Raw genomic sequence first — 20,001 nt, 5'->3', positions numbered from 1 at the left:
AGCGCCTATCCAATAAACAGTCCTGTAGCAACCAGTACCGGCGTTGCTATGTTTATGATCACGTTCAAACCCATATAAGGCGTTAGCTTCTTTATGTCTTCAGCATGTCGAAATGCACCAACAAAGGCAGGCACAGCTATAACAATTGTAGCAAGCCCTACGAGGCTGATTTTGGGCAGGTATCCAAGGTTAACACCAAATATGATAGACAGATATGCTGACAGGAGAAATATCCCGTAGATAAGGCTGCTGGTTTGTCTGCCAACAAGAATGGGAAAGTGTTTTCTGCCTATGCTCTGATCTGCCTCGGTGTCGGGGAATTGGTTCAAAAGCAAGAGGTCGCTTACCAAAAAGAATGGCACGAGTGAGGCAATAAACGCTGTCCATGAATATTGGCCTGTAAGGACAAAGTCCGTACCCATTACCATAAACGTCCCAAAGCCCAACCCCGGGGCAATCAGGCACAAAATTGGATAACGGGTAATCCAGATAGTATAGGTAAATATGGTTATCAGTCCAAGAATGCCCAATGGTAAAAGCAATAAACCCCTTATATAAACAAAGTATACCCCAATCATGCCTGTAATGGTAAAGGTTATCAGTCCTGTCTTCAAAGCTGAACGTGCCATGTCAGGCTTTTCAGGCAGGGTTCCGCTGCCGCCGCTGAAGGGAGTTCGCTCTGTTTTGAAGTCTAAACCACTCCTGAAATCAAAGTATTCATTAAGAGCATTGACACTGATGTGTGCACAAACAGCCCCAACTAAGGCTAAAACAAGGTAAAAGATGTTTACCTCATGGGTTCTCCAGATGGCAGTTCCAAACCCCAAAAAAACGCAGGCTGGTGTTAAGATAAGAAAAGGGAAGCGCATTGGCCCTAATAGGTATTTTGGTTCCTTCATCATTGTTTTTTACCTCAGGGATATAAATAATTTATCAATGAATTAACACGGGCTGTAAGAATAACAAAAAAAGACTATCCAGTCAACTAAAATATCCCCTCCCTTGGTGGGAGGGGATTGAGGGGAGGGGGAAATTAGAGGAAGTCAGTGCCGATTCTTGGGAGGTTTTGACAATACGATTGAAATGGTAATCTCAAAAGCTTTATGAAAAACAGAAACATAATATGAAAAACAGAAATCAATCAGTAGGACAGGTGTCTTACCTGTCAGAACATTTATTGAAAGGAGGATATAAATGATAGAAAAGTGTCGCATTTTAGTGGTGGAAAATGATGTAGAAACACGAAAAATGTATATGAATCAACTTGGAAAAAAAAAGGATTACTTATTATGGGAAGCAAAGAGTAGTAAAGAGGCAGTAAAGATATCGGAAAAGGCAGTCCCCGATATTGTTATCTGCTCTCTTAAAATGCCAGGAATAGACGCAAGAGACTTGTGCAAACGTTTGAAAGACGATCCTGATTCCCCGTATTCCGGGATATATTTCATAGTAACAGCCCCCTTAGAGGAGAAGGGGGAGATGATTAAATTTATGAACGAAGGAGCAGATGACTATTTAACTAAGCCAGTTGATGCCGGGGAGCTTCAAGTAAGGCTTAGGATAGCTCAGAAGGTGATATCTAAGATTAAAAAGTCAGCCTTTGAATGGAAAAAGATGTTCTCTGAGTTTGATGTTTTGCTTATACAGGACGGCGGATGTGCCCCGGGATATAATTCTGTTACTGCTTTTATAACCCAACATCTGGAAGATCAGGGAAGAGAAGTCTATGCTGCCAGGGAAGGCTTTAAATCATTGGTACTGGGAGGGGACGATGATTTTATACGCTTAGTGTATGACCCTGTTCTTTTCAAGAAACTGGATCATGTCACTGGAGTTTACCATGCGGCTCCCCTTTCTGAAGCCAGGGGTGCAATGTTGAGGAGTGAGCGATACAATGAGTTTAAAAATAAAGGGATGGCAGAAAAAGCTGCCATAACAGTCAAAAAGAAAAAGGCAAAAAGCATAATTGCCATTGGCGGCGATGGTACGCTTAAAGGGTTGTGCTCACTGTGCGAGTTTATTCCGGCTTCTGTTCAAACATTTTTTATCCCAGTAACAATCGATAGTGATTTATCCGGAACCGATTGTATAGGACAGCATACAGGGATAGAGGTTGGTTCTGAAAAGATAAGGTCATATATGGCAGATGCAAGAACCCATAAAAGAGTTTACATTGTAGAGATGATGGGCGCCCGAGGCGGATTCCATGCTTTGAATTCTTGCCTTGGAGCACGTGCCCACCTGGCTGTTCTTCCCAGTAGCGAAATAGACCATAAAAAGGTAGCAGATGCAATTAATAAGAGAGAAGAGTGCGTAATTGTTGTAGCTGAGGGCTATAAGAGGGATGAAAGGGAAGCAAAAGGGGAAAAGATGAATGCAGCAGAATATTTTTACGAGGAACTGAAACAGACAGGTATAAAGATCAATAAAAGAGTGGTGTGTGAGCCTTTCTCAAGAGACATCAGGGGTGCAGCACCTAATAATCAGGACATTACGCTCGCCCAAAGAATGGCTTACAATGTTGCTTCCTATTTAAAGGTTGGCACCTCCCGGTTAATGCCGGCTGTACTTTCAGGAAGGGAGTATGCAATACCTTTCCACATGATAAAAACAGACAATGAAGTGTCTAAAGACCTCATGGCACTCTCTGATAGATTAACAGGGCAAATTGCTGCATGACAGTTTTGTCTATGATTCTACTAAAAACCTTGACAAAACAGTACCTGTATGTTAATCGTTAAAATGAATGGTTATTCAGTAAGAGTAAGAGTTCACAGTTTACGGTTTGCAGTTAACGGTTACTAGAACACAAACTGTAAACTGAGAACCGTGAACGGTTACACAATTCTTAAGGGGGGGAAATAATGGATTTTGATCTTACGGAAGAACAGTTGGCGATGCAGAAATTGGCAAGAGACTTTGCAGAGAAAGAGATTGCACCTGTGGTTGATGCTGATGAAAAAGCCCACAGGTTTCAGAGGGAGATTGTAAGAAAGATGGGGGAGTTGGGGTTCTTGGGCTGTCCTATTCCTGAGGAGTACGGTGGTTCCGGTGTAGGATTTTTGGGGCATGCCATAGTAACAGAGGAGATTGCGAGAGTCAGCGGTTCCCTGAGAGCCCCTTTTAATATGCAAACCATGGGTACTTCTATGACAATACTGAAGTTTGGAAATGAGGAACAGAAGAAGAAGTATATTCCCAAATTGGTGAGCGCCGAATGGTTAGGTGCCTTTGCCATTACTGAACCAAATGCAGGGTCAGATGTGGCATCAATGAAGACAACTGCTGTGGAAAAAGGAGATCATTTTGTTCTAAATGGCACAAAGACATGGATTACCTATGCTACGGTTGCGGATGTAGCCGTGATGTTCGCCTATACAGACAGGAGCCTTAAACACAAAGGCATGTCTGCATTTGTAATGGATATGAAGTCTCCAGGTATTTCAACCCCTGAAATTGCTGATAAGTTTGGATGGCATGCCTGTCCTACAGGCGAGGTTATTATGGAAGATGTAAAGGTTCCAAAAGAAAACCTGCTGGGAAAAATAGGCCAGGGTTTTGCTATAGTTATGGCTGACCTCGACTGTACTCGCCTGAGCTGTGCTGCTGGGGCAGTTGGAGTTGCTCAGGCATGTATAGATGCCTGTGTAAAATACTGCAATGAGAGGGAACAGTTCGGGCAGCTTATCGGTAACTTTCAGATGAACCAAGAGGTAATAGCCGACATGGTTGTGGGGACTGAAGCCGCCAGGTTACTGACTTACAGGTGTGCTGTTCAGAAAGACCAGGGACGGCGTAATACCCTGGAGACCAGTATGGCAAAGTACTTTGCAACGGAGAACGGCGTAAAGGCAGCTGATCAGGCCATAAAGCTCTATGGAGCTTATGGAATTTCAGGAGAGTACCCTGCAGAGAGGTACTACAGGGAAGCAAAGATTTACCAGATAGTGGAGGGAGCCGCCAACATACAGAAGACAATAATAGGCTTGGATGCCCTTGGATACAGAAAAGCTAATGGCTAGATAATTATTGTCTCCCTCGGTGAATGGGATAAAAACCCTTCCGCATGAGGCGGAAAGACTTTAGTTTGATTTTGTATATGGGATAGAGACACAAAGTGACAAAGGCACAGAGGTAACCCCCCCTTCACTCTCCCCTTTGGCAAAGGGGGGGAGGGGGGTTGCCTCAAGCTGTCGGCTTTAGCCGATAGGAGTTGAATTACAATAAGGAGGTAGTAAAATGAGACTGGAAGGGAAAGTGGCTGTTGTTACAGGTGCAGGACAGGGGCTTGGAAGGGCGTATGCTTTAGAATTTGCAAAACAGGGTGCCAGTGTTGTGGTAAATGATGTGAATGTGGATAATGCTAATAATGTAGTAAAAGAGATTGAAGGAATAGGCAAAAGGGCAATTGCTGTAAAAGCCGGTGTTAACAGCAGGGAAGAGGCTCAAAAGCTCATAGATACAGCCATAGAGAAGTTTGGCAAGGTGGATATACTTGTTAATAATGCGGGCATTACGAGGACTGCCATGCTTCACAAAATGACACAGGAAGAATGGGATCAGGTTATAAGTGTAAATTTAACAGGGGTTTACAACTGTATTCGAGCAGTTGCTCCACATATGATGGAAAGAAAGTACGGAAAGATCGTTAATGTTACCTCGGTAGCAGGTGTAAGAGGGACAATGGGACAGATTAACTATGGAGCTGCAAAGGCTGGGGTGATTGGGATCACAAAATCAGCAGCGAGAGAGCTTGCCAAATATGGAATTAATGTTAATGCGGTAGCACCTGGGGTTATTGAAACGGCTATGACAGAAGTAATCAGAACAAACCCAAAGTTCAGGGAGAAATTCATTTCTGAGATTCCTCTGGGAAGGTTTGGTCAGCCTGAAGACGTAGCACTTGTTGCTGCATTCCTGGCTTCTGACGATGCCCGCTATGTAACCGGGCAGGTATTAATGGTTGATGGCGGGATTATTATGTAAGTAAGGGGAATCTAATAATTTATAAGTTATAAGTCCAGCGGCTATTGAGTGCTACATTTAAAGGAGAGAAACATGACAAGATTGTTGACCATTTTTTTAGTTATGTTGACAGTAATTTGCGTCCTATGTATTGGTACGAGGCAGGGTTATGCAGGAGATGTCAGAGGTGTATCGGATGACACCATAAAGATTGGTTTAATTGGGGACCAGACGGGAGTGGCTGCCCCCGTTGGTATCCCCTATACCAAGGCAACAAAAACATTATTTCAAAATATCAATGATAAAGGGGGGATCAATGGCAGGAAAATAAAGCTCATTGTTGAGGATGATCATTATACAATTCCCGGTGCTATCGCTGGTTTTAAGAAACTGATCTTTAGAGATGCAGTTCTGTCCCTTCTCTTTATCGGAGGGACAGGTCAGGCATTTGCCCTTCTGAGCCAGATTGAGAAGCATAAGGTCCCTGTAATACCCGTAAGCCTTGCAGACGGACTGGTAAGTCCAGTTAGAAAATACGTATTCACACCAACGGCGAGTTATGATGACACGATAAAGCTTTGCGTAGACTATATCGTGAAGGATCTGAAGGCAAAAAACCCCAGCATAGCCTTTGTCTATGCAGACAATGAATTCGGTAAAAACGGCTTGCGGGCCACAGAAGAGTATCTTACAAACTATAACTTAAAATTGAGTAGTAAAGCAGTAATTAACTTCACCGAGATCGATGCAACCCCCCAGGTCTTGACTTTAAAGAAATCAGATCCGGATTATATAATCCTTCATAATGCCGTTGGTGCTGTTCTTTGCTTCTTTCAGGCTGCAAAGAGATATTCTTTAAGAAGCAAGGTCTTTGGGACATTTTATGTGAGTGACGAGGAGAATATAAAAGTTGTTGGAGATGCCATGAAGGATGCTTTGGCGACAAGCCCCATCGGTTACTGGAGTGATAATACCCCTGGAATGGCTCAACTGAGAAAGATTACTACGAAATATCATCCTGGGACGAAGTGGATGATAAGAAGTTACAGCCAGGGGTGGCTCACTGCACTGATCTGTGCAGAGGGGCTAAAAAGGGCAGGCAAAAACCTAAGTCCTGATACTCTGGTAGAGGGTTATGAAACCTTTAAAAACTTTAGTACCGGTGAAATTTCGGCGCCCATAAGTTACAGCAAGAATAATCATAAAGGCGGAACGATGAGCAAATTGTATAAAGTAGACGTAAAGAATCAGACTTTTATCCCGATTACTGACTTTAGAGAACCAGCTTTCAAGGATTGAAAACCAGAGAAGATACTGTGACACCCTTAACACAAGACTAAAGGAAGGGAGGGATAGATGTTGCGCTTTATTATTGAACTGATGAGTTAGTTACAGTGAGGTACGGTAAAGGTTTTTGGTAGGTGGCATTAACTCCCAGGAGGTCATTATATATGGAGGACAAGTTTGAGAAGTTAGAAAAGGCGTATTACGAAGGGGCGAAACGCTTAAAGACCTGGTCCGGTTTTCCTGTGAAAGAAGTTTATACCCCTGAGGACCTCAGTGGAATTGACTATTCCAAAGATATAGGTAATCCTGGTGATTATCCCTACACAAGAGGTATCCATTCAGACATGTTCAGGGGCAGGGTCTGGACCAAGCGGGAGCTTTGCGGGTTTGGGACCCCTGCAGATACAAACAAGAGGCTTAAATATCTGACAGAGGAAGGACAGAGTGGTTTGAATTTTATCAATGATCTGCCTACTGCCCTCGGGATAGACTCTGACCATCCATCGGCAGAAGGAGAGATCGGAGTTATTGGTGTTCCTCTCTCTTCCCTGAAGGATATGGAGACTCTCATGGAAGGGATACCCATCGATAAAGTCAGTGTATCCATAGTTGTTTCCACATGTACTGCCCCCATCGTGCTGGCTCAATATATAGCCCTTGCAGAGAAGAGAGGGGTTGATATATCCAGGGTAAGGGGAACCATTCAAAATGAACCCTTAAAAGGTCGGTACTGCGGGTATGCTCCCAACACAGCCCATACGGACCTCTGCCTTCAGTCGGCAGTTGATATAATAGAATACTGTACGAAAAATATGCCCAATTGGTATACGACAAATGTGAATTTATACGACCTGAGGGAAACAGGGATAAATGCCTGTCAGGAGATCGGATTTGGGTTTTCTATGGCAATAGCATACATCAGGGCGGTCCTGAAGCGAGGGCTGAAAATAGATGAATTTACCCCCAGGATGGCATTTTATTGTTCTTCTCACATAGACTTTTTTGAGGAAATAGCTAAGCTGAGAGCGGCAAGAAGGCTTTGGGCAAAGATAATGAAGGAGAAATTTCAGGCAAAGGATCCAGGGTCGATGAAATTCAGGTTCGGGGTTCATACTGCTGGCTGTTCACTGGTTCCCCAGCAGCCCATGAATAATATCATTCGGGTTGCTTACGAGGCGCTGGCAGCTGTTCTCAGCGGAGTCCAGTCTTTACACTGCTGTTCTTATGACGAGCCAATAGCTCTGCCTACTGAAGAGGCTCACAGGATAGCCCTCAGAACCCAGCAGGTTCTTGCTTATGAAACAGGTGTAGTCAATGTGGCCGATCCTCTGGCAGGTTCCTACTATATTGAAAACCTCACGAATATGATAGAGGAGGAGGCTACCAGGATAATCAATGAGATTGAAGAGATGGGTGGGATAACCGCTGCCATGGATAGCAAATGGCTGGATAATGAGATAGAAAAAGCAGCATACAAATACCAGAAGGAGATAGACAGCAAGGATAGGATAGTTGTTGGGGTGAATGAGTTCATAATACCACCTGAAGAGGACATAGAAGGTGCTGTCCATAAGATTTCGGGTGAAGCAGCAAAGACCCAGATTGAAGGCATCAGGAAGTTGAGGAAGACCAGGGATAACGAAAAGTTGAAAGAGACCCTGATGCAGCTTGGGAAAGTAGCAGAGAAGAGATCAGGGGAAAACCTTCTCCCCTTTATAATAGATGCAGTGAAGGCATATGCAACTATCGGTGAGATAAATGGGACAATAAGAGAGGCATTCGGTTATCATTATGATACAATGGGGGTATTGAGCTCACCCTTTTGATGAGGAAGCCTCTTTCTTGCTTTCGGGGAGAAGGGGTTTTTATGTAAAGGAATGTTGGTGGACAAATTATTCGAGAAAGCCCGTATCGGTAATATGGAATTAAAAAACAGAATCATTATGCCTGCAATGGGTTTGAATTATACGGATAATGAATCTGTTACCCAGAGAATGATAGATTTCTTCATTGAAAGGGCAAAAGGAGGGGTGGGGCTGATTATATCTGCAGGGGGGTATATTGAGCCGAGAGGCAGAAGTATGCCAACCCTCCTTAGTATTGCTGAGGACAAATTCATCCCAGGTTTAAAAAAATTGACCAGTTCTGTGCATAAACATGGAGCTAAGATCGGCATTCAAATATATCATGGGGGTAAATATGCCCCCTCGTCACTTATAGGGGAGCAACCAATATCTGCTTCTGCTGTTTTGTCTAATCTTACCGGAGAAATCCCAAGAGAACTATCAATATCAGAGATTAAGGAAATTGTTACTTGCTTTGCCCAGGCAGTTAAGAGGGCACAGGAAGCAGGCTTTGATGCCGTCGAATTTAACTGTTGTTCCGGTTATCTTATAAGGGAATTTTTATCGCCTGTTAGTAATAAAAGGATAGATCAATACGGGGGTGAGATAGAAAACAGATTGAGATTCCTCCTGGAAATAATTGAGCAAACAAGAAAAGAGGCAGGAAGGGATTATCCCCTGATATGCAGAATTTCAGCAGACGAGTTTCTGGACGGAGGCAATACTCTGAAAGAGGGGAAGGTTATCGCAAGGGAGCTCGAAAAGGCAGGGATAGATGCGATAAGTGTAACAGGGGGTGGTCACGAAACAGATGTGCCTTTAACCACAGGTTCAGTCCCCCATGGTGCTTTCCTGTATCTTGCCAGAGGGATTAAAGAGGAGGTGGAGATTCCGGTTATTGGCTCAGGGAGGATTAATGATCCGATATTTGCAGAAAAGATACTGAGTGATGGGATAGCAGATTTTGTGGCGATTGGAAGGCCACTTCTTGCTGACCCGGAGTTTCCCAATAAGGCGAGGGAAGGAAGATATGAAGAGATTAGGAAGTGTGTAGCCTGCCATCAGGGTTGTTTTGATAATGTATTTTCTCTTAAACCTGTCACCTGTATGCTGAATCCAAGCGTTGGAAGGGAGAAGGAGTTCGAGATAAGACCAGCCGGCAGGAAGAAGAAGGTTATGGTAATTGGAGGAGGCCCCGGGGGTATGGAGGCGGCAAGAGTATTGGGTCTCAGAGGCCATGATGTTTCACTATATGAGAGTAGAGAAGCACTTGGCGGTCAGTTGAATTTCGCTGCTGTTCCTCCCGGGAAAGAGGAATTCGAAAATATAACCAGATATTTTTCAAGACAATTGGAAAAGCTGAATGTAAAGCTATTCCTTGAAAAAGATGTAACTCAGTCAATGGTTAAAAACTTGAAACCTGGTGCTGTAGTAATTTCGACCGGTGCATCACCCAAACTGCCTGATATCCCCGGAATAAAGCGTGATAATGTTTTCACAGCCAAAGAAGTCCTTGCAGGAAGGGCAAGAATAGGGAAAAGAATCGTAATTGCAGGCGGAGGGGCAATTGGGTGTGAAACAGCCCTCTTTTTAGCCACGAAGGGTACTGTTACCCCTGATGCTGCTGTATTCTTAAGTTCCTATGGTGCCTTGGACCCTGAAACTGCTGTATCTTTAACCAGAAGAGGGAAGGATATAACAATTGTCGAGATGTTTAAAAAGATCGGCAGGGATATAGGTAAGACGTCCCTCTGGGTAATGAGAAAGCGGCTAAAGAATCATGGTATTAATATAGTAACTGAGGCAAAGGTTGAAGAGATAACAGAAAACGGGGTGAAGATCAAAAAGGGAGACTATCAGGAGTTGTTAGAGGCTGATACCATAGTGCTTGCTGTTGGTTCAGAGTCGGACAATAAACTCTTTAACGAGTTGCAGGGAGAGGTAAAGGAGCTTTATGCCATTGGCGATTGCAAAGAACCAAGGAAGGCTTTAGACGCAATATACGAAGGGGCAGTTATTGGCAGACAGATATGAGGGAAATAACCTAAGAAGGAGGGTAAATAATGGGTCGGGAATTTGTGAGTTATGCGGTCGAAGAGGGTATAGCTGTTGTTACTATTAACCATCCGCCGGCGAATGCACTGGATAAAAAGACCACCTGTGAACTGGACGAGGTTTTTGATGAATTGGCAAAGAATGAGGATGTAAAAACCGTTGTACTAACCGGGGCAGGGGAGAAGATCTTTGTGGCGGGAGCGGATATAAGTCTGTTCCCTCAACTGGGACAAAAAGAGGGTGAGAGGTTTTCTCAGGAACTCCAGGGGGTTTTTGACAAAATCGAGGGTCTTGAGAAAGTGGTTATCTGTGCAGTTAATGGTATGGCTCTGGGGGGAGGCTGCGAACTGGCTATGGCATGTGATATCAGGATTGCCTCTGAGAGTGCAAAGTTTGGACAACCAGAGGTAAACCTGGGCGTTATTCCGGGTGCAGGCGGTACCCAGAGGCTTCCAAGATTGGTATCGAAAGGTAAGGCGAAGGAACTCATATTTACCGGCGACATGATAAGTGCCTCTGAGGCAAAAGAAATCGGCCTTGTGGATAGGGTAGCCCCAAAAGGAGAAACCGTTTCAGAGGCAAAGAATATGGCAAAGAAGATTATGGAGAAAGGTCCTGTAGCTATAAAGTATGCTAAAAAGGCTATAGATGAAGGTGTTAATATGACCCTTAACGAAGGTCAGAAATTAGAGAGAAAACTCTTTGGCGAACTCTTTAAAACTGAAGATCAAAAGGAAGGGGCAAAGGCATTTCTAGAGAAGCGTAAGGCACAATTCAAGGGAAGATAATAGGCAGATGGATTACCCAATAGCCGCAAAGGAGGGGAAAAATGCAATACGATCTGACTGAAGAACAAGAGATGATCCGCCAGACAGTAAGGAAACTAGCGGTGGATAAGGTTGCTCCCAGGGCAGCCGAAATAGATGAGACAGAAGAATACCCGTGGGATATTTTAGAACTCCTCAAGGAAAACGCCCTTATGGGTGCCGATGTCCCCGAGGCATACGGTGGTATGGGATCAGGTCCCCTGGCATTGTGTATCATTATTGAAGAGTTATCGAAGGCATGCGCAAGTACCGGACTTATCCCTGCTGTTCAGGAATTGGGTTTGCTGCCAATCCTTTTAGGGGGTAGTGAGGAACAGAAACAAAAGTTTCTTCCAAAAATAGCCAGCGGAGAACACCTTAGTGCATGTGCTATAACCGAGCCAGGTGCAGGTTCCGATGTGGGAAGTATTCAGACAAGGGCAGTAAAAGACGGAGATGCATACATCCTGAATGGCACCAAGATATTTATTACAAACGGCGGTATTGCAAATGTTTACTCTGTCTTTGCCAAGACAGACCCCAATACAGAAAAGTCTTCCAGAGCTTTGAGTGCTTTTATCGTTGAAAAGGGGTCCCCCGGATTTTCCGTCGGCAAGCACGAGAAAAAATTGGGGATTAGGGGGAGTGATACAACAGAACTAATCTTTGAGGACTGCAGGATACCGGCTGCGAACCTTCTCGGTGACGAAGGGATGGGATTTGCAATCTGTATGAAGACGCTGGATTTCTCCCGACCGGGTATAGCTGCTCAGGCCCTTGGCATAGCCCAGGGTGCCCTTGACTATGCTATTGGATATGCGAAGGAGAGAAAGCAATTTGGCAAACCTATCACTACCTTTCAGGGTATACAGTTTATGCTGGCTGATATGACGACTCAGGTAGAGGCAGCAAGGCAGCTTTTATACAAAACAGCATCATTACTTGAAAAGCAGGCTAAGGATATGAGCAGATTGCCTGCTGAGGTCATTCGATTTTCATCCATGTCAAAGAATTTTGCTTCTGATACGGCCATGAAAGTCACTGTAGATGCCATTCAAGTTCTTGGTGGATATGGCTATATAAGAGAGTATCCTGTAGAACGGATGATGAGGGATGCAAAGATAACCCAGCTCTATGAGGGTACGAATCAGATTCAAAGAGTAGTTATCGCTAATACTCTGCTGTAAAACATTAGAATGTTCTGGTAGGAGGATTTAAGATGAGAGAAGTAGCAGTAGTTGGAGTTGGCATGACTCAGTTTGGGATGTCACAAAAGACTCAAATTGAGATGTTCTCAGAGGCAGCAATGGATGCAATAACCGAGTCGAATCTGGAACCCAAGGACATCCAGGCGCTGTTCTTGGGGAACGTTCTTGGAGATTTTGAGGAAGGTCAGATGAATATGGCGCCTATGTGTGCAGCCGATATTGGGATACCGAATGTGCCTGCCACAAGGTTTGAAGGGGCATGTGCCTCTGCTACGGTGGCAATGAGGAATGCATATCTGTGGGTTGCATCTGGTTTCTATGACATAGTGTTAGTGGGGGGAACAGAGAAGGCGATGGCTATGGGAACCCCCATGGCTACCAGGACATTTGCTATGGGGAGTGATAGCCGTTATGAGGGATTTGCCGGTATTACCTTTCCAGGGGCATTCGGAATGGCAGCCCATCTTTATTCAAAGAAGTATGGAATTCCTCTTCAAAAGCTGAAAGAGCAGATGGCAATGGTTGCTGTGAAGAATCATAAGAATGGAGTGTTAAACCCTAAAGCCCAATTCAGGAAAGAGATAACAGTAGAGAAGGTTTTATCTGGTGTTGTAATTGCAGATCCTCTGCAATTACTTGATTGCTGCCCATTCTCGGATGGGGCGGCTGCCCTGATATTTGCCTCTGCCGATAGGGCAAAAGAGCTTACCAAGAAGCCTATTTATATCGCAGGAGTGGGGCAGGGATCAGCGGGTCCCCTCTATACTCAAAAGGATTTTACCAGGATAAAGGCAAGAGAGACAGCCGTCAAACAATCCTATAAGCAGGCAGGAATTGGACCAAAAGATATAGATGTTTGTGAGTTGCATGACTGTTTTACGATAGCAGAAATACTTGCATCGGAGGGTCTGGGCTTTTTTGAGTTCGGAAAGGGTAGCCAGGCCGTTGAAGAAGGTAAAACATCTATTAAAGGTGAAATACCTATAAACCCATCAGGTGGGCTGAAGGCAAAGGGACATCCCATTGGAGCTACCGGAGCTGCTCAGGCTTACGAGATAGTAAAGCAGCTGCGAGAAGAGTGCGGTGAGAGACAGATCAAAGGGGCAAAGATAGGTATGATAGATACCCTTGGCGGTGATCTTGCGACAGTATGCAATATGATATTCAGGAGGTAGAAAAGTGGAATACAAATTGACCTATAATAAATATAAAGAGGCGTTAATGAGTGGCAGTTTTTTAGGCCTTAAGTGTAACAAATGTGGTGGGTACACAGTCCCGCCCAAAAAGGTTTGTATCCAGTGTGCCAGTGAAGACATGGATATTGTTAATCTGAGTGGTAAAGGTGAAATAAAGACATATACTGTAATAAGAGTCCCGCCTGAAGGGTTTGAGGCTCCATATATTGTTGGTATGGTAGAGTTAGATGAAGGGCCGTGGATTATGGGTAATATTGTTGACCTTGATCCTGATAAAGCCGGTATGGACCTTATAGGCAAAAAAGTGTCAATCGGGTACAAGGTAGTAAAAGGCGATAAATTTTCTGCAGGTGATGGGATAGCATTGGCATTTAAATTGGAAGGTTAGTGTATTTAATTCATTTTGAAAGGAGAAAAAACAATGGCTAAAATGTCAAAGGAAGTTATGGATATGTTTAATGATCAGGGTGCTTCGAAGGTATTGGCTACAGTAGACAAAAAAGGCATTGTGAATGTTGTTCCTAAAGGGACGTTGTCAGCGCTTGATGATGAAACCGTAGCCTTCGCAGACATATTTGGGAGCAAAACCAATAAGAATCTCGAGGAGACAAAGAAAGCTACTGCCCTGTCCTTTAAATTTCCGCCAGCAGGGTATCAGGTGAAGGGTACGTTTCAGGGGTTTCAGACCTCCGGCCCACTTTTTGACCAATTTGCAAAAAACGTAAAAGAAAAAATGAAATTGGATGTTAAAGGGGTTGGAACAATTAAAGTTGATGAGGTTTTTACTGTAAACCCCAGGGATGCAGCCAAGAAATAACACTTTTTGGTATCGGTATATACATGCTTTTGCTCAGGTAAAAAATCCATGTTAAGAGAGAAAGGGATATTTTTTTAACAATCTCTTAAATTCTCTTAAATCGAGACCTTTGAAAAACTCGCTTTCAGTCATTGCGAGCCCCGACAAATCGGGGCGAAGCAATCTCAGGGCAGGGCACAAAGATTGCTTCACTTCGTTCGCAATGATAAATTGGGCATTTTTCAAAGGTCTCAAATCGGGAAAGGGGGAGGTAAAATGGGTTTTAAGATAGCTCAGGTCTTCGATATTCCTATGGCGCCAGATTATGAAAAGCTTATTAAAGGGGAAGGATTGGATGTTGAGGTGGTTAAGAAGTTTTGTATGTCCGAGGATGAACTCATCGATACAGCCCACGATGCCGATGCTATAATAGGGGTAGCTACTTTTCAGCCATTCTCCAGAAAGGTGATTGAAAAATTGATCAGGTGCAGGTTTATCCAGAGCATGGGAATTGGTTATGACAAGCTTGATGTAGCTGCAGCTACCGAACATGGCGTCTTGGTAGCCAATATACCTGATTACTGTCTGGAAGAGGTTTCAGACCACACTATGGCTCTTATCCTTTCCTGCACCAGAAAGATAGTCAAACTTAATGAATTTGTGAAAAGTGGAGGATGGAAAAGTGAACCTGACCCGGATATGCAAAAGCAGATATGGCCAAAGATGTCTCGGCTGAAAGGGCAAACTTTAGGGCTTCTCGGATTCGGTCGAATTCCAAGAGCCCTTGTTCCAAAAGCAAAGGGCTTTGATATGAGAATCATAGTTTATGATCCTTACGCACCTGAGAGCATTTTATCAGAATTGGGAGTTGAACGGATGGATTTAGATCAACTCCTCAAAGAATCAGATGTTCTGTCTGTTCACAGTGCTCTTACCACAGAAACAAAGCATATGATAGGATTGAATGAACTGAAAAAGATGAAGCCCACAGCCTTCATAGTCAACACAGCACGGGGGCCTATTATTGAAAGTAAAGCTTTGTATACAGCACTTAAAGAGGGTATAATCTCCGGGGCTGCTGTGGATGTTACGGAACAGGAACCTATTGCTCAGGATGACCCTTTGTTGAAGCTCGACAACTTTATTGTGACAGGCCATTCTGGTCACTTTTCGATACCGGCTTTTTTAGAACTTACCCACCGTCCGGCGATAGAGGTAGCCCGGGTTTTAAAGGGGGAATGGCCAGTTGGCTGGCTGAATCCCGAGGTAAAGGAGAAATACATTCAAAAATGGGGTAAAACTTAATCAGAACCCTTGAGAAACTTGTTCAAACATAAATTTTTTCTTGATTTGAAAATGTATCTATGCTACCAATTTAAGACCTTTGAATTTTGTCATTTCGAGGAGCAATAGCGACGAGAAATCTTAATGGTTTTAATCTGTTCAAGATTTGAGTTTATCCTGAGCAGAAAGACAGGATTCCTCACTTCGTTCGGAATGACAGACGAAGGGGCCTGCCCTGAGGAAAGCGAATGGGTCAAAATGCTACTATTAGCAGTTTTTCAAAGGTCTCAATTTATTTGCTGATATGTATGAAAGGATTGCAGTTTAAGACCATAAGGATTCAAGTTTAGAAGGAGGTGACTGAAATGATAGATAAAAGCGTAATTGGAAGAGAGTATCCGGAATTCAGTTTTGAGGTGGAGAAGGGTAAAATAAGAGAGTTCGCAACGGCTATAGGAGACAAGAATCCCGTTTATTATGATGGAAAAGCTGCTAAGGAGGCAGGTTTTGAAGGATTAGCCCTTCCCCCGACATTTCCAACGGTCTTTTCTATGGCCGGGGGGTTGTTGGGTATGATTGTGCCCGACCTGAAGATGAACCTGGTGAGGGTGCTGCACGGTGGACAGGAATATGAGTATCTTAAACCTATTAAACCCGGGGACACTGTAACGGGGAAAGTTAAAATCGCCAATGTTTTTGAGAAGGCAAGTAAAGGCGGAACGATGGACTTCGTAGTTTTAGAATGCGTTTACACAAATCAGAACAAAGAGAAGGTTTTAGTAGAAACGATGACCCTGATAGAGAGAAGATAAAATTGACAAAAAAAGAGGTGAAATCATGGGAGGAAAACAGGTATTCTTTGAGGACATTAATGTTGGGGACAGTATGCCAAACTTGGTCAAAGAACCCATTACAGAGACCCAGCTTGTTATGTATGCTGGGGCTTCTGGTGATTTTAATCCGATTCATACGGTTCATTCCTTTGGAGAAAAGGCAGGTTTCGGAGGGGTCATAGGGCATGGAATGCTCAGTATGGCTATGGTTGGCCAGGCACTTACGGATTGGCTGGGGAATAAGGCTTTAAAGAAATTTGGGGTCAACTTCAGAGCAGTTACGAAACCAAAGGATGTTATAACGGTTAAGGGGACTGTAAGTAACAAATATACAAAAGATGGAAACAACTGCATAGATATAGATCTGATTTCTGAGAACCAAAGGGGAGAAACGGTTATAGCTGGCAAAGCAACGGCTGCCCTGCCATCAAAGTCATAAAGTAACGGGATCGATGTCAATTCCCTGAAGGAGGCAAAATATGGCACTTTTAGAAGGTAAGGTTGCTATCATCACGGGTTCTGGCCGTGGTATAGGGAAGGCGATAGCTACCCTCTTTGCAAGAGAGGGTGCATCTGTTGTAATAAATGATTTGGATCCTGAACCTGCTGAGGAAACAGCGAAAGAGATCAGGAAGATGGGGGTTAAAGCGGTAGCTTTTCCAGGCAGTGTAACCGATAAAGATTTCCCTGGAAAATTAATGGACACTACAATTAAAGAGCTGGGGAAACTGGATATCCTGGTTAATAATGCAGGATATACATGGGATTCAGTAATCCAAAAAATGACGGATGAGCAGTGGTATGCTATGATTGACATACATGCTACAGCTCCTTTCCGTATCATCAGAGCTGCTGCTCCATATATGAGAGAAGCAGCAAAGGAAGAACTCAAGGAAGGTAAGAGAATACACCGAAAGATAGTGAATATCACATCCGTTGCCGGTGTCTATGGAAACGCAGGTCAGGTAAACTATTCAGCAGCAAAGGCAGCCCTCGTTGGGATTACCAAAACAATGGCTAAGGAATGGGGAGCATTTAATATCAATGTCAATGTTGTTGCTTATGGTGTTATAGATACAAGATTGACAGGAGAAAAGGAACTGGTCTCAAAAATCAAGGTGGGAGACAAAGAGATAGATGTAGGTATTCCAAAGACTTCGAGGGATATTATGAAATCTATGATTCCATTGAAAAGAACGGGTACACCCGAAGAAGCTGCCGGACCTGTACTGTTTCTAGCGTCACCCCTTTCCGATTATATAACAGGTGAGCTTCTTATTTGCAGTGGCGGTATGGCGCTTTAGATTTATATTAAAGAACACCCTGTCTTTTAAGGCAGGGTGTTCTGGTTTATGATGTGTGATTAATTCTACGAAGTGTACTGAGTTGAGGTACACGTGGTTGGCGTTTTTTCAGACATCAGGGGTGCTGAAAGTGAGGCGTATTTATACCCACGAAGAGCTGAATAAAGAAGTGAGATTTATTGCCGGATACTATCTGCTGGAAGAAGAAAAACGGCTTAATTACGGAGAAAGAGAAGTTCTCTATGTGATAGGCCATGCTGCTATAGACAATTCCTGCTGCGGGGTTAGTGGTTGCAGATATGCCTTGATACCCGGATACCTTGTCGCATGGAAAAAGAAGACGGATGAAGCTGGTAAATCGTTATCAGAGGTAGAAACTATAGTGGACGAGAGTTCTAAGACGGAGCTTGCTCGGATTCTTAAAGAAAAGGAAGCGGTTACTCAGGTTGAGTTCTGGTAATACTGTTTTTGTTCGACTACCTTTGCTGGTAGGAGGGGTTTGATAGGAGCATCCCTTTTCATTTCAGCATACCTGTCTGCGTACATCGCACAGGCAGGCATTTTTTGACCCATCCATACCCGCTCCATTGAATCCGCCCGAGGCGGAACAAACTCTTCGTCTCTGGTAAGTCAAACCCGACAAAGACGGGAATCTTCTGCATTTCGCTCGCTAAGGTGAGCCTCCTAAAAATCATGAATTCGTTTACAAAGATGCTTTTCCAAAAGAAACCTGTCTACCGTACCAACAGCACAGGCAGGCATACTTTTTCAAAGTTCTTGCAGGTTTTCCTGTAAAGGAGGTGGTATTTATCTTACGTTTCATACGTTGATGAGAATGTAGGGAAGCTTGGACATATTTTAACTTGAGGAGTTCTTGGACATTCAATACAAAAAGGAGGATTTGATATGGTAGGTATAACCTCGTACGGTGCTTATATTCCAAGGTATCGGATAAACAGGGGAATTGTTTACAAAGCTATGGGTTGGTTAAATCCGGCAACTTACATGCCGGGGGAAAAAGCTGTGGCTAATTGTGACGAAGATAGTATAACCATGGCTGTGGCTGCGGGTATGGACTGCTTGAATGGCGTAGACAGGGAAAAGATAGATGCCCTCTATTTTGCTACTACCACTTCCCCGTACAAGGAGAGACAGGTTGCAGAGATAATGGCAACTGCTTTTTCTCTCCGATCGGACATACGAACAGCCGACTTTACAACCTCGGTTAAGGCAGGAACTACCGCCTTCCTTTCGGCAATTGATGCGGTAAAGGCAGGGTCAGCAAAGAACGTTGTAGTCTCTGCTTCCGATTGCCGCGTGGGCAAGCCGGGGAGTGCCCAGGAGGAACTCTTCGGCGATGCGGCTGCCTCTCTGGCGGTTGGCGACAGCGGGGTTATTGCTAGCTTCGAAGGCTCTCATTCAGTATCCTATGATTTTGTGGATCACTGGAGAGGCGAGGGGCACGTATTTGATCGCCAGTGGGAGGACAGGTTTATAAGGGATGTAGGCTATAAGAATTTCATTCTTGAGGCTATTTCCGGCCTAGCCAAGAAATGCAAACTGGATGTGAAAGATATAGCCAAAGTAGCCTATCCTTGTCTCTACGCGGCTGATCATAAGGGGATAGGGAAGAAACTGGGACTGGATCCGGCTAAGATACAAGATCCGATGATCGATAAAATAGGTTATACAGGGACGAGTAATCCGTTCTTGTTGCTTGTAGCTGCTCTTGAGGATGCGAAGCCGGGTGACAATATTGTTGTTGCCAGCTTTGGTAATGGTAGTGATGCTATATTGCTTAAGGTAACCGATGAAATAGAGAAAGTAAGGGGCAATATAAGGGGTGTTAAGAAACACCTTGCTACCAGGAGAGAACTAAACAATTACAACAAGGCTATCAGTTTCCGTGATACTATCCCTTTAGAAAAGGGGATTCGTGGGGAAATCATAGCAGCAACAGCAATATCAGAACTCTGGAGGAGCCGGAGACAGATATTTGGGCTATGTGGATCGAAATGTAAAAGTTGTGGCACTCCCCAATTCCCGGCACAGAGAATATGTGTAAATCCAGATTGTCTGGCGGTTGATCAGATGGAAGACTATCTTTTTTCCAACAGGAAAGGGACTCTCTTCACCTATACTGCGGACAACCTGGCATACAGTGTGAATCCACCGGCAATTTATGGTTTCGTGAATTTTGAAGGGGGTGGCAGGTTCTGGTTTGACATGACCGATGCAGACCTCGAATCTGTCAAGGTTGACATGCAGGTGGAGATGACTTTCCGCAGGAAGTACGTTGATGAGCAGAAGGGGATTCACGGTTACTTCTGGAAAATGGTTCCCGTTATAGAATAGGGGATCTAGCCCCATTCCGGTAAGCTGTCCCGTCAGTAGCCGCTTGAAAGTTTCTGTAGCCCTGTATT

At 44.0% G+C, this 20,001-nt stretch carries 18 protein-coding genes; 17 read left to right on the top strand and 1 reads right to left on the bottom strand.

Translation table 11 applies throughout. From position 1 onward, the window contains the following. Window positions 1-5: 5 nt before the first annotated feature. Window positions 6-902, bottom strand: coding sequence for a prenyltransferase (locus AB1401_00305; protein MEW6613904.1), 897 nt, complete (start codon window positions 900-902; stop codon window positions 6-8). A 292-nt stretch (window positions 903-1,194) separates the two neighbouring features. On the opposite strand from AB1401_00305, the gene AB1401_00300 reads away from it, so the two are divergent. The 17 genes from AB1401_00300 (at window position 1,195) to AB1401_00220 (ending at window position 19,933) form a co-directional block, all read left to right on the top strand. Then, entirely contained in the window at window positions 1,195-2,679 is a 1,485-nt protein-coding gene (locus AB1401_00300; protein ID MEW6613903.1) for a 6-phosphofructokinase, read from the top strand. A 185-nt stretch (window positions 2,680-2,864) separates the two neighbouring features. Beyond that, window positions 2,865-4,022, top strand: coding sequence for a glutaryl-CoA dehydrogenase Acd (gene acd / locus AB1401_00295; protein MEW6613902.1), 1,158 nt, complete (start codon window positions 2,865-2,867; stop codon window positions 4,020-4,022). A gap of 217 nt (window positions 4,023-4,239) precedes the next feature. Continuing rightward, on the top strand, window positions 4,240-4,986 hold the full coding sequence (gene fabG, locus AB1401_00290) for a 3-oxoacyl-ACP reductase FabG (protein MEW6613901.1): 747 nt from the start codon (window positions 4,240-4,242) through the stop codon (window positions 4,984-4,986). A gap of 72 nt (window positions 4,987-5,058) precedes the next feature. Next, complete coding sequence (locus tag AB1401_00285; protein ID MEW6613900.1) at window positions 5,059-6,264, top strand: ABC transporter substrate-binding protein; 1,206 nt, start codon at window positions 5,059-5,061, stop codon at window positions 6,262-6,264. A gap of 152 nt (window positions 6,265-6,416) precedes the next feature. Further along, window positions 6,417-8,078, top strand: coding sequence for a methylmalonyl-CoA mutase family protein (locus AB1401_00280; GenBank protein ID MEW6613899.1), 1,662 nt, complete (start codon window positions 6,417-6,419; stop codon window positions 8,076-8,078). 57 nt (window positions 8,079-8,135) lie between these two features. Beyond that, entirely contained in the window at window positions 8,136-10,130 is a 1,995-nt protein-coding gene (locus AB1401_00275) for an FAD-dependent oxidoreductase (protein ID MEW6613898.1), read from the top strand. Window positions 10,131-10,159: 29 nt separating this feature from the next. Further along, the gene (locus AB1401_00270; GenBank protein ID MEW6613897.1) at window positions 10,160-10,939 is read left to right on the top strand and encodes an enoyl-CoA hydratase-related protein; all 780 of its coding nucleotides are present in this window, start codon (window positions 10,160-10,162) and stop codon (window positions 10,937-10,939) included. Between the two features lie 41 nt (window positions 10,940-10,980). Further along, window positions 10,981-12,144: an acyl-CoA dehydrogenase family protein gene (locus tag AB1401_00265; protein ID MEW6613896.1), complete on the top strand. Its 1,164-nt coding sequence runs from the start codon at window positions 10,981-10,983 to the stop codon at window positions 12,142-12,144. Between the two features lie 32 nt (window positions 12,145-12,176). Then, window positions 12,177-13,340 carry a thiolase domain-containing protein gene (locus AB1401_00260; protein ID MEW6613895.1) on the top strand — a complete coding sequence of 388 codons (1,164 nt, stop codon included), beginning with the start codon at window positions 12,177-12,179 and terminating at the stop codon, window positions 13,338-13,340. A 4-nt stretch (window positions 13,341-13,344) separates the two neighbouring features. After that, the gene (locus tag AB1401_00255) at window positions 13,345-13,749 is read left to right on the top strand and encodes a Zn-ribbon domain-containing OB-fold protein (protein MEW6613894.1); all 405 of its coding nucleotides are present in this window, start codon (window positions 13,345-13,347) and stop codon (window positions 13,747-13,749) included. A 33-nt stretch (window positions 13,750-13,782) separates the two neighbouring features. Then, window positions 13,783-14,178, top strand: a complete 396-nt coding sequence (locus AB1401_00250) for a pyridoxamine 5'-phosphate oxidase family protein (GenBank protein ID MEW6613893.1) — start codon at window positions 13,783-13,785, stop codon at window positions 14,176-14,178. A 255-nt stretch (window positions 14,179-14,433) separates the two neighbouring features. After that, window positions 14,434-15,462, top strand: a complete 1,029-nt coding sequence (locus AB1401_00245; GenBank protein MEW6613892.1) for a C-terminal binding protein — start codon at window positions 14,434-14,436, stop codon at window positions 15,460-15,462. 344 nt (window positions 15,463-15,806) lie between these two features. Continuing rightward, window positions 15,807-16,253 carry a MaoC family dehydratase N-terminal domain-containing protein gene (locus AB1401_00240; protein ID MEW6613891.1) on the top strand — a complete coding sequence of 149 codons (447 nt, stop codon included), beginning with the start codon at window positions 15,807-15,809 and terminating at the stop codon, window positions 16,251-16,253. 25 nt (window positions 16,254-16,278) lie between these two features. After that, window positions 16,279-16,713 (top strand): MaoC/PaaZ C-terminal domain-containing protein, encoded by a 435-nt coding sequence (locus tag AB1401_00235; GenBank protein ID MEW6613890.1) that lies wholly within the window; start codon window positions 16,279-16,281, stop codon window positions 16,711-16,713. A gap of 40 nt (window positions 16,714-16,753) precedes the next feature. Then, window positions 16,754-17,578: an SDR family oxidoreductase gene (locus tag AB1401_00230; GenBank protein ID MEW6613889.1), complete on the top strand. Its 825-nt coding sequence runs from the start codon at window positions 16,754-16,756 to the stop codon at window positions 17,576-17,578. A gap of 130 nt (window positions 17,579-17,708) precedes the next feature. Then, a complete protein-coding gene (locus AB1401_00225; protein ID MEW6613888.1) occupies window positions 17,709-18,038 on the top strand; it encodes a hypothetical protein in 330 nt (109 codons plus the stop codon). A 446-nt stretch (window positions 18,039-18,484) separates the two neighbouring features. Continuing rightward, the gene (locus AB1401_00220) at window positions 18,485-19,933 is read left to right on the top strand and encodes an OB-fold domain-containing protein (GenBank protein MEW6613887.1); all 1,449 of its coding nucleotides are present in this window, start codon (window positions 18,485-18,487) and stop codon (window positions 19,931-19,933) included. The last annotated feature ends 68 nt before the right edge of the window (window positions 19,934-20,001 follow it).

It is taken from the genome of Thermodesulfobacteriota bacterium (assembly GCA_040757775.1).
Lineage (GTDB): Bacteria > Desulfobacterota > UBA8473 > UBA8473 > UBA8473 > UBA8473.
This window is presented reverse-complemented; position numbering and strand designations above follow the sequence as displayed.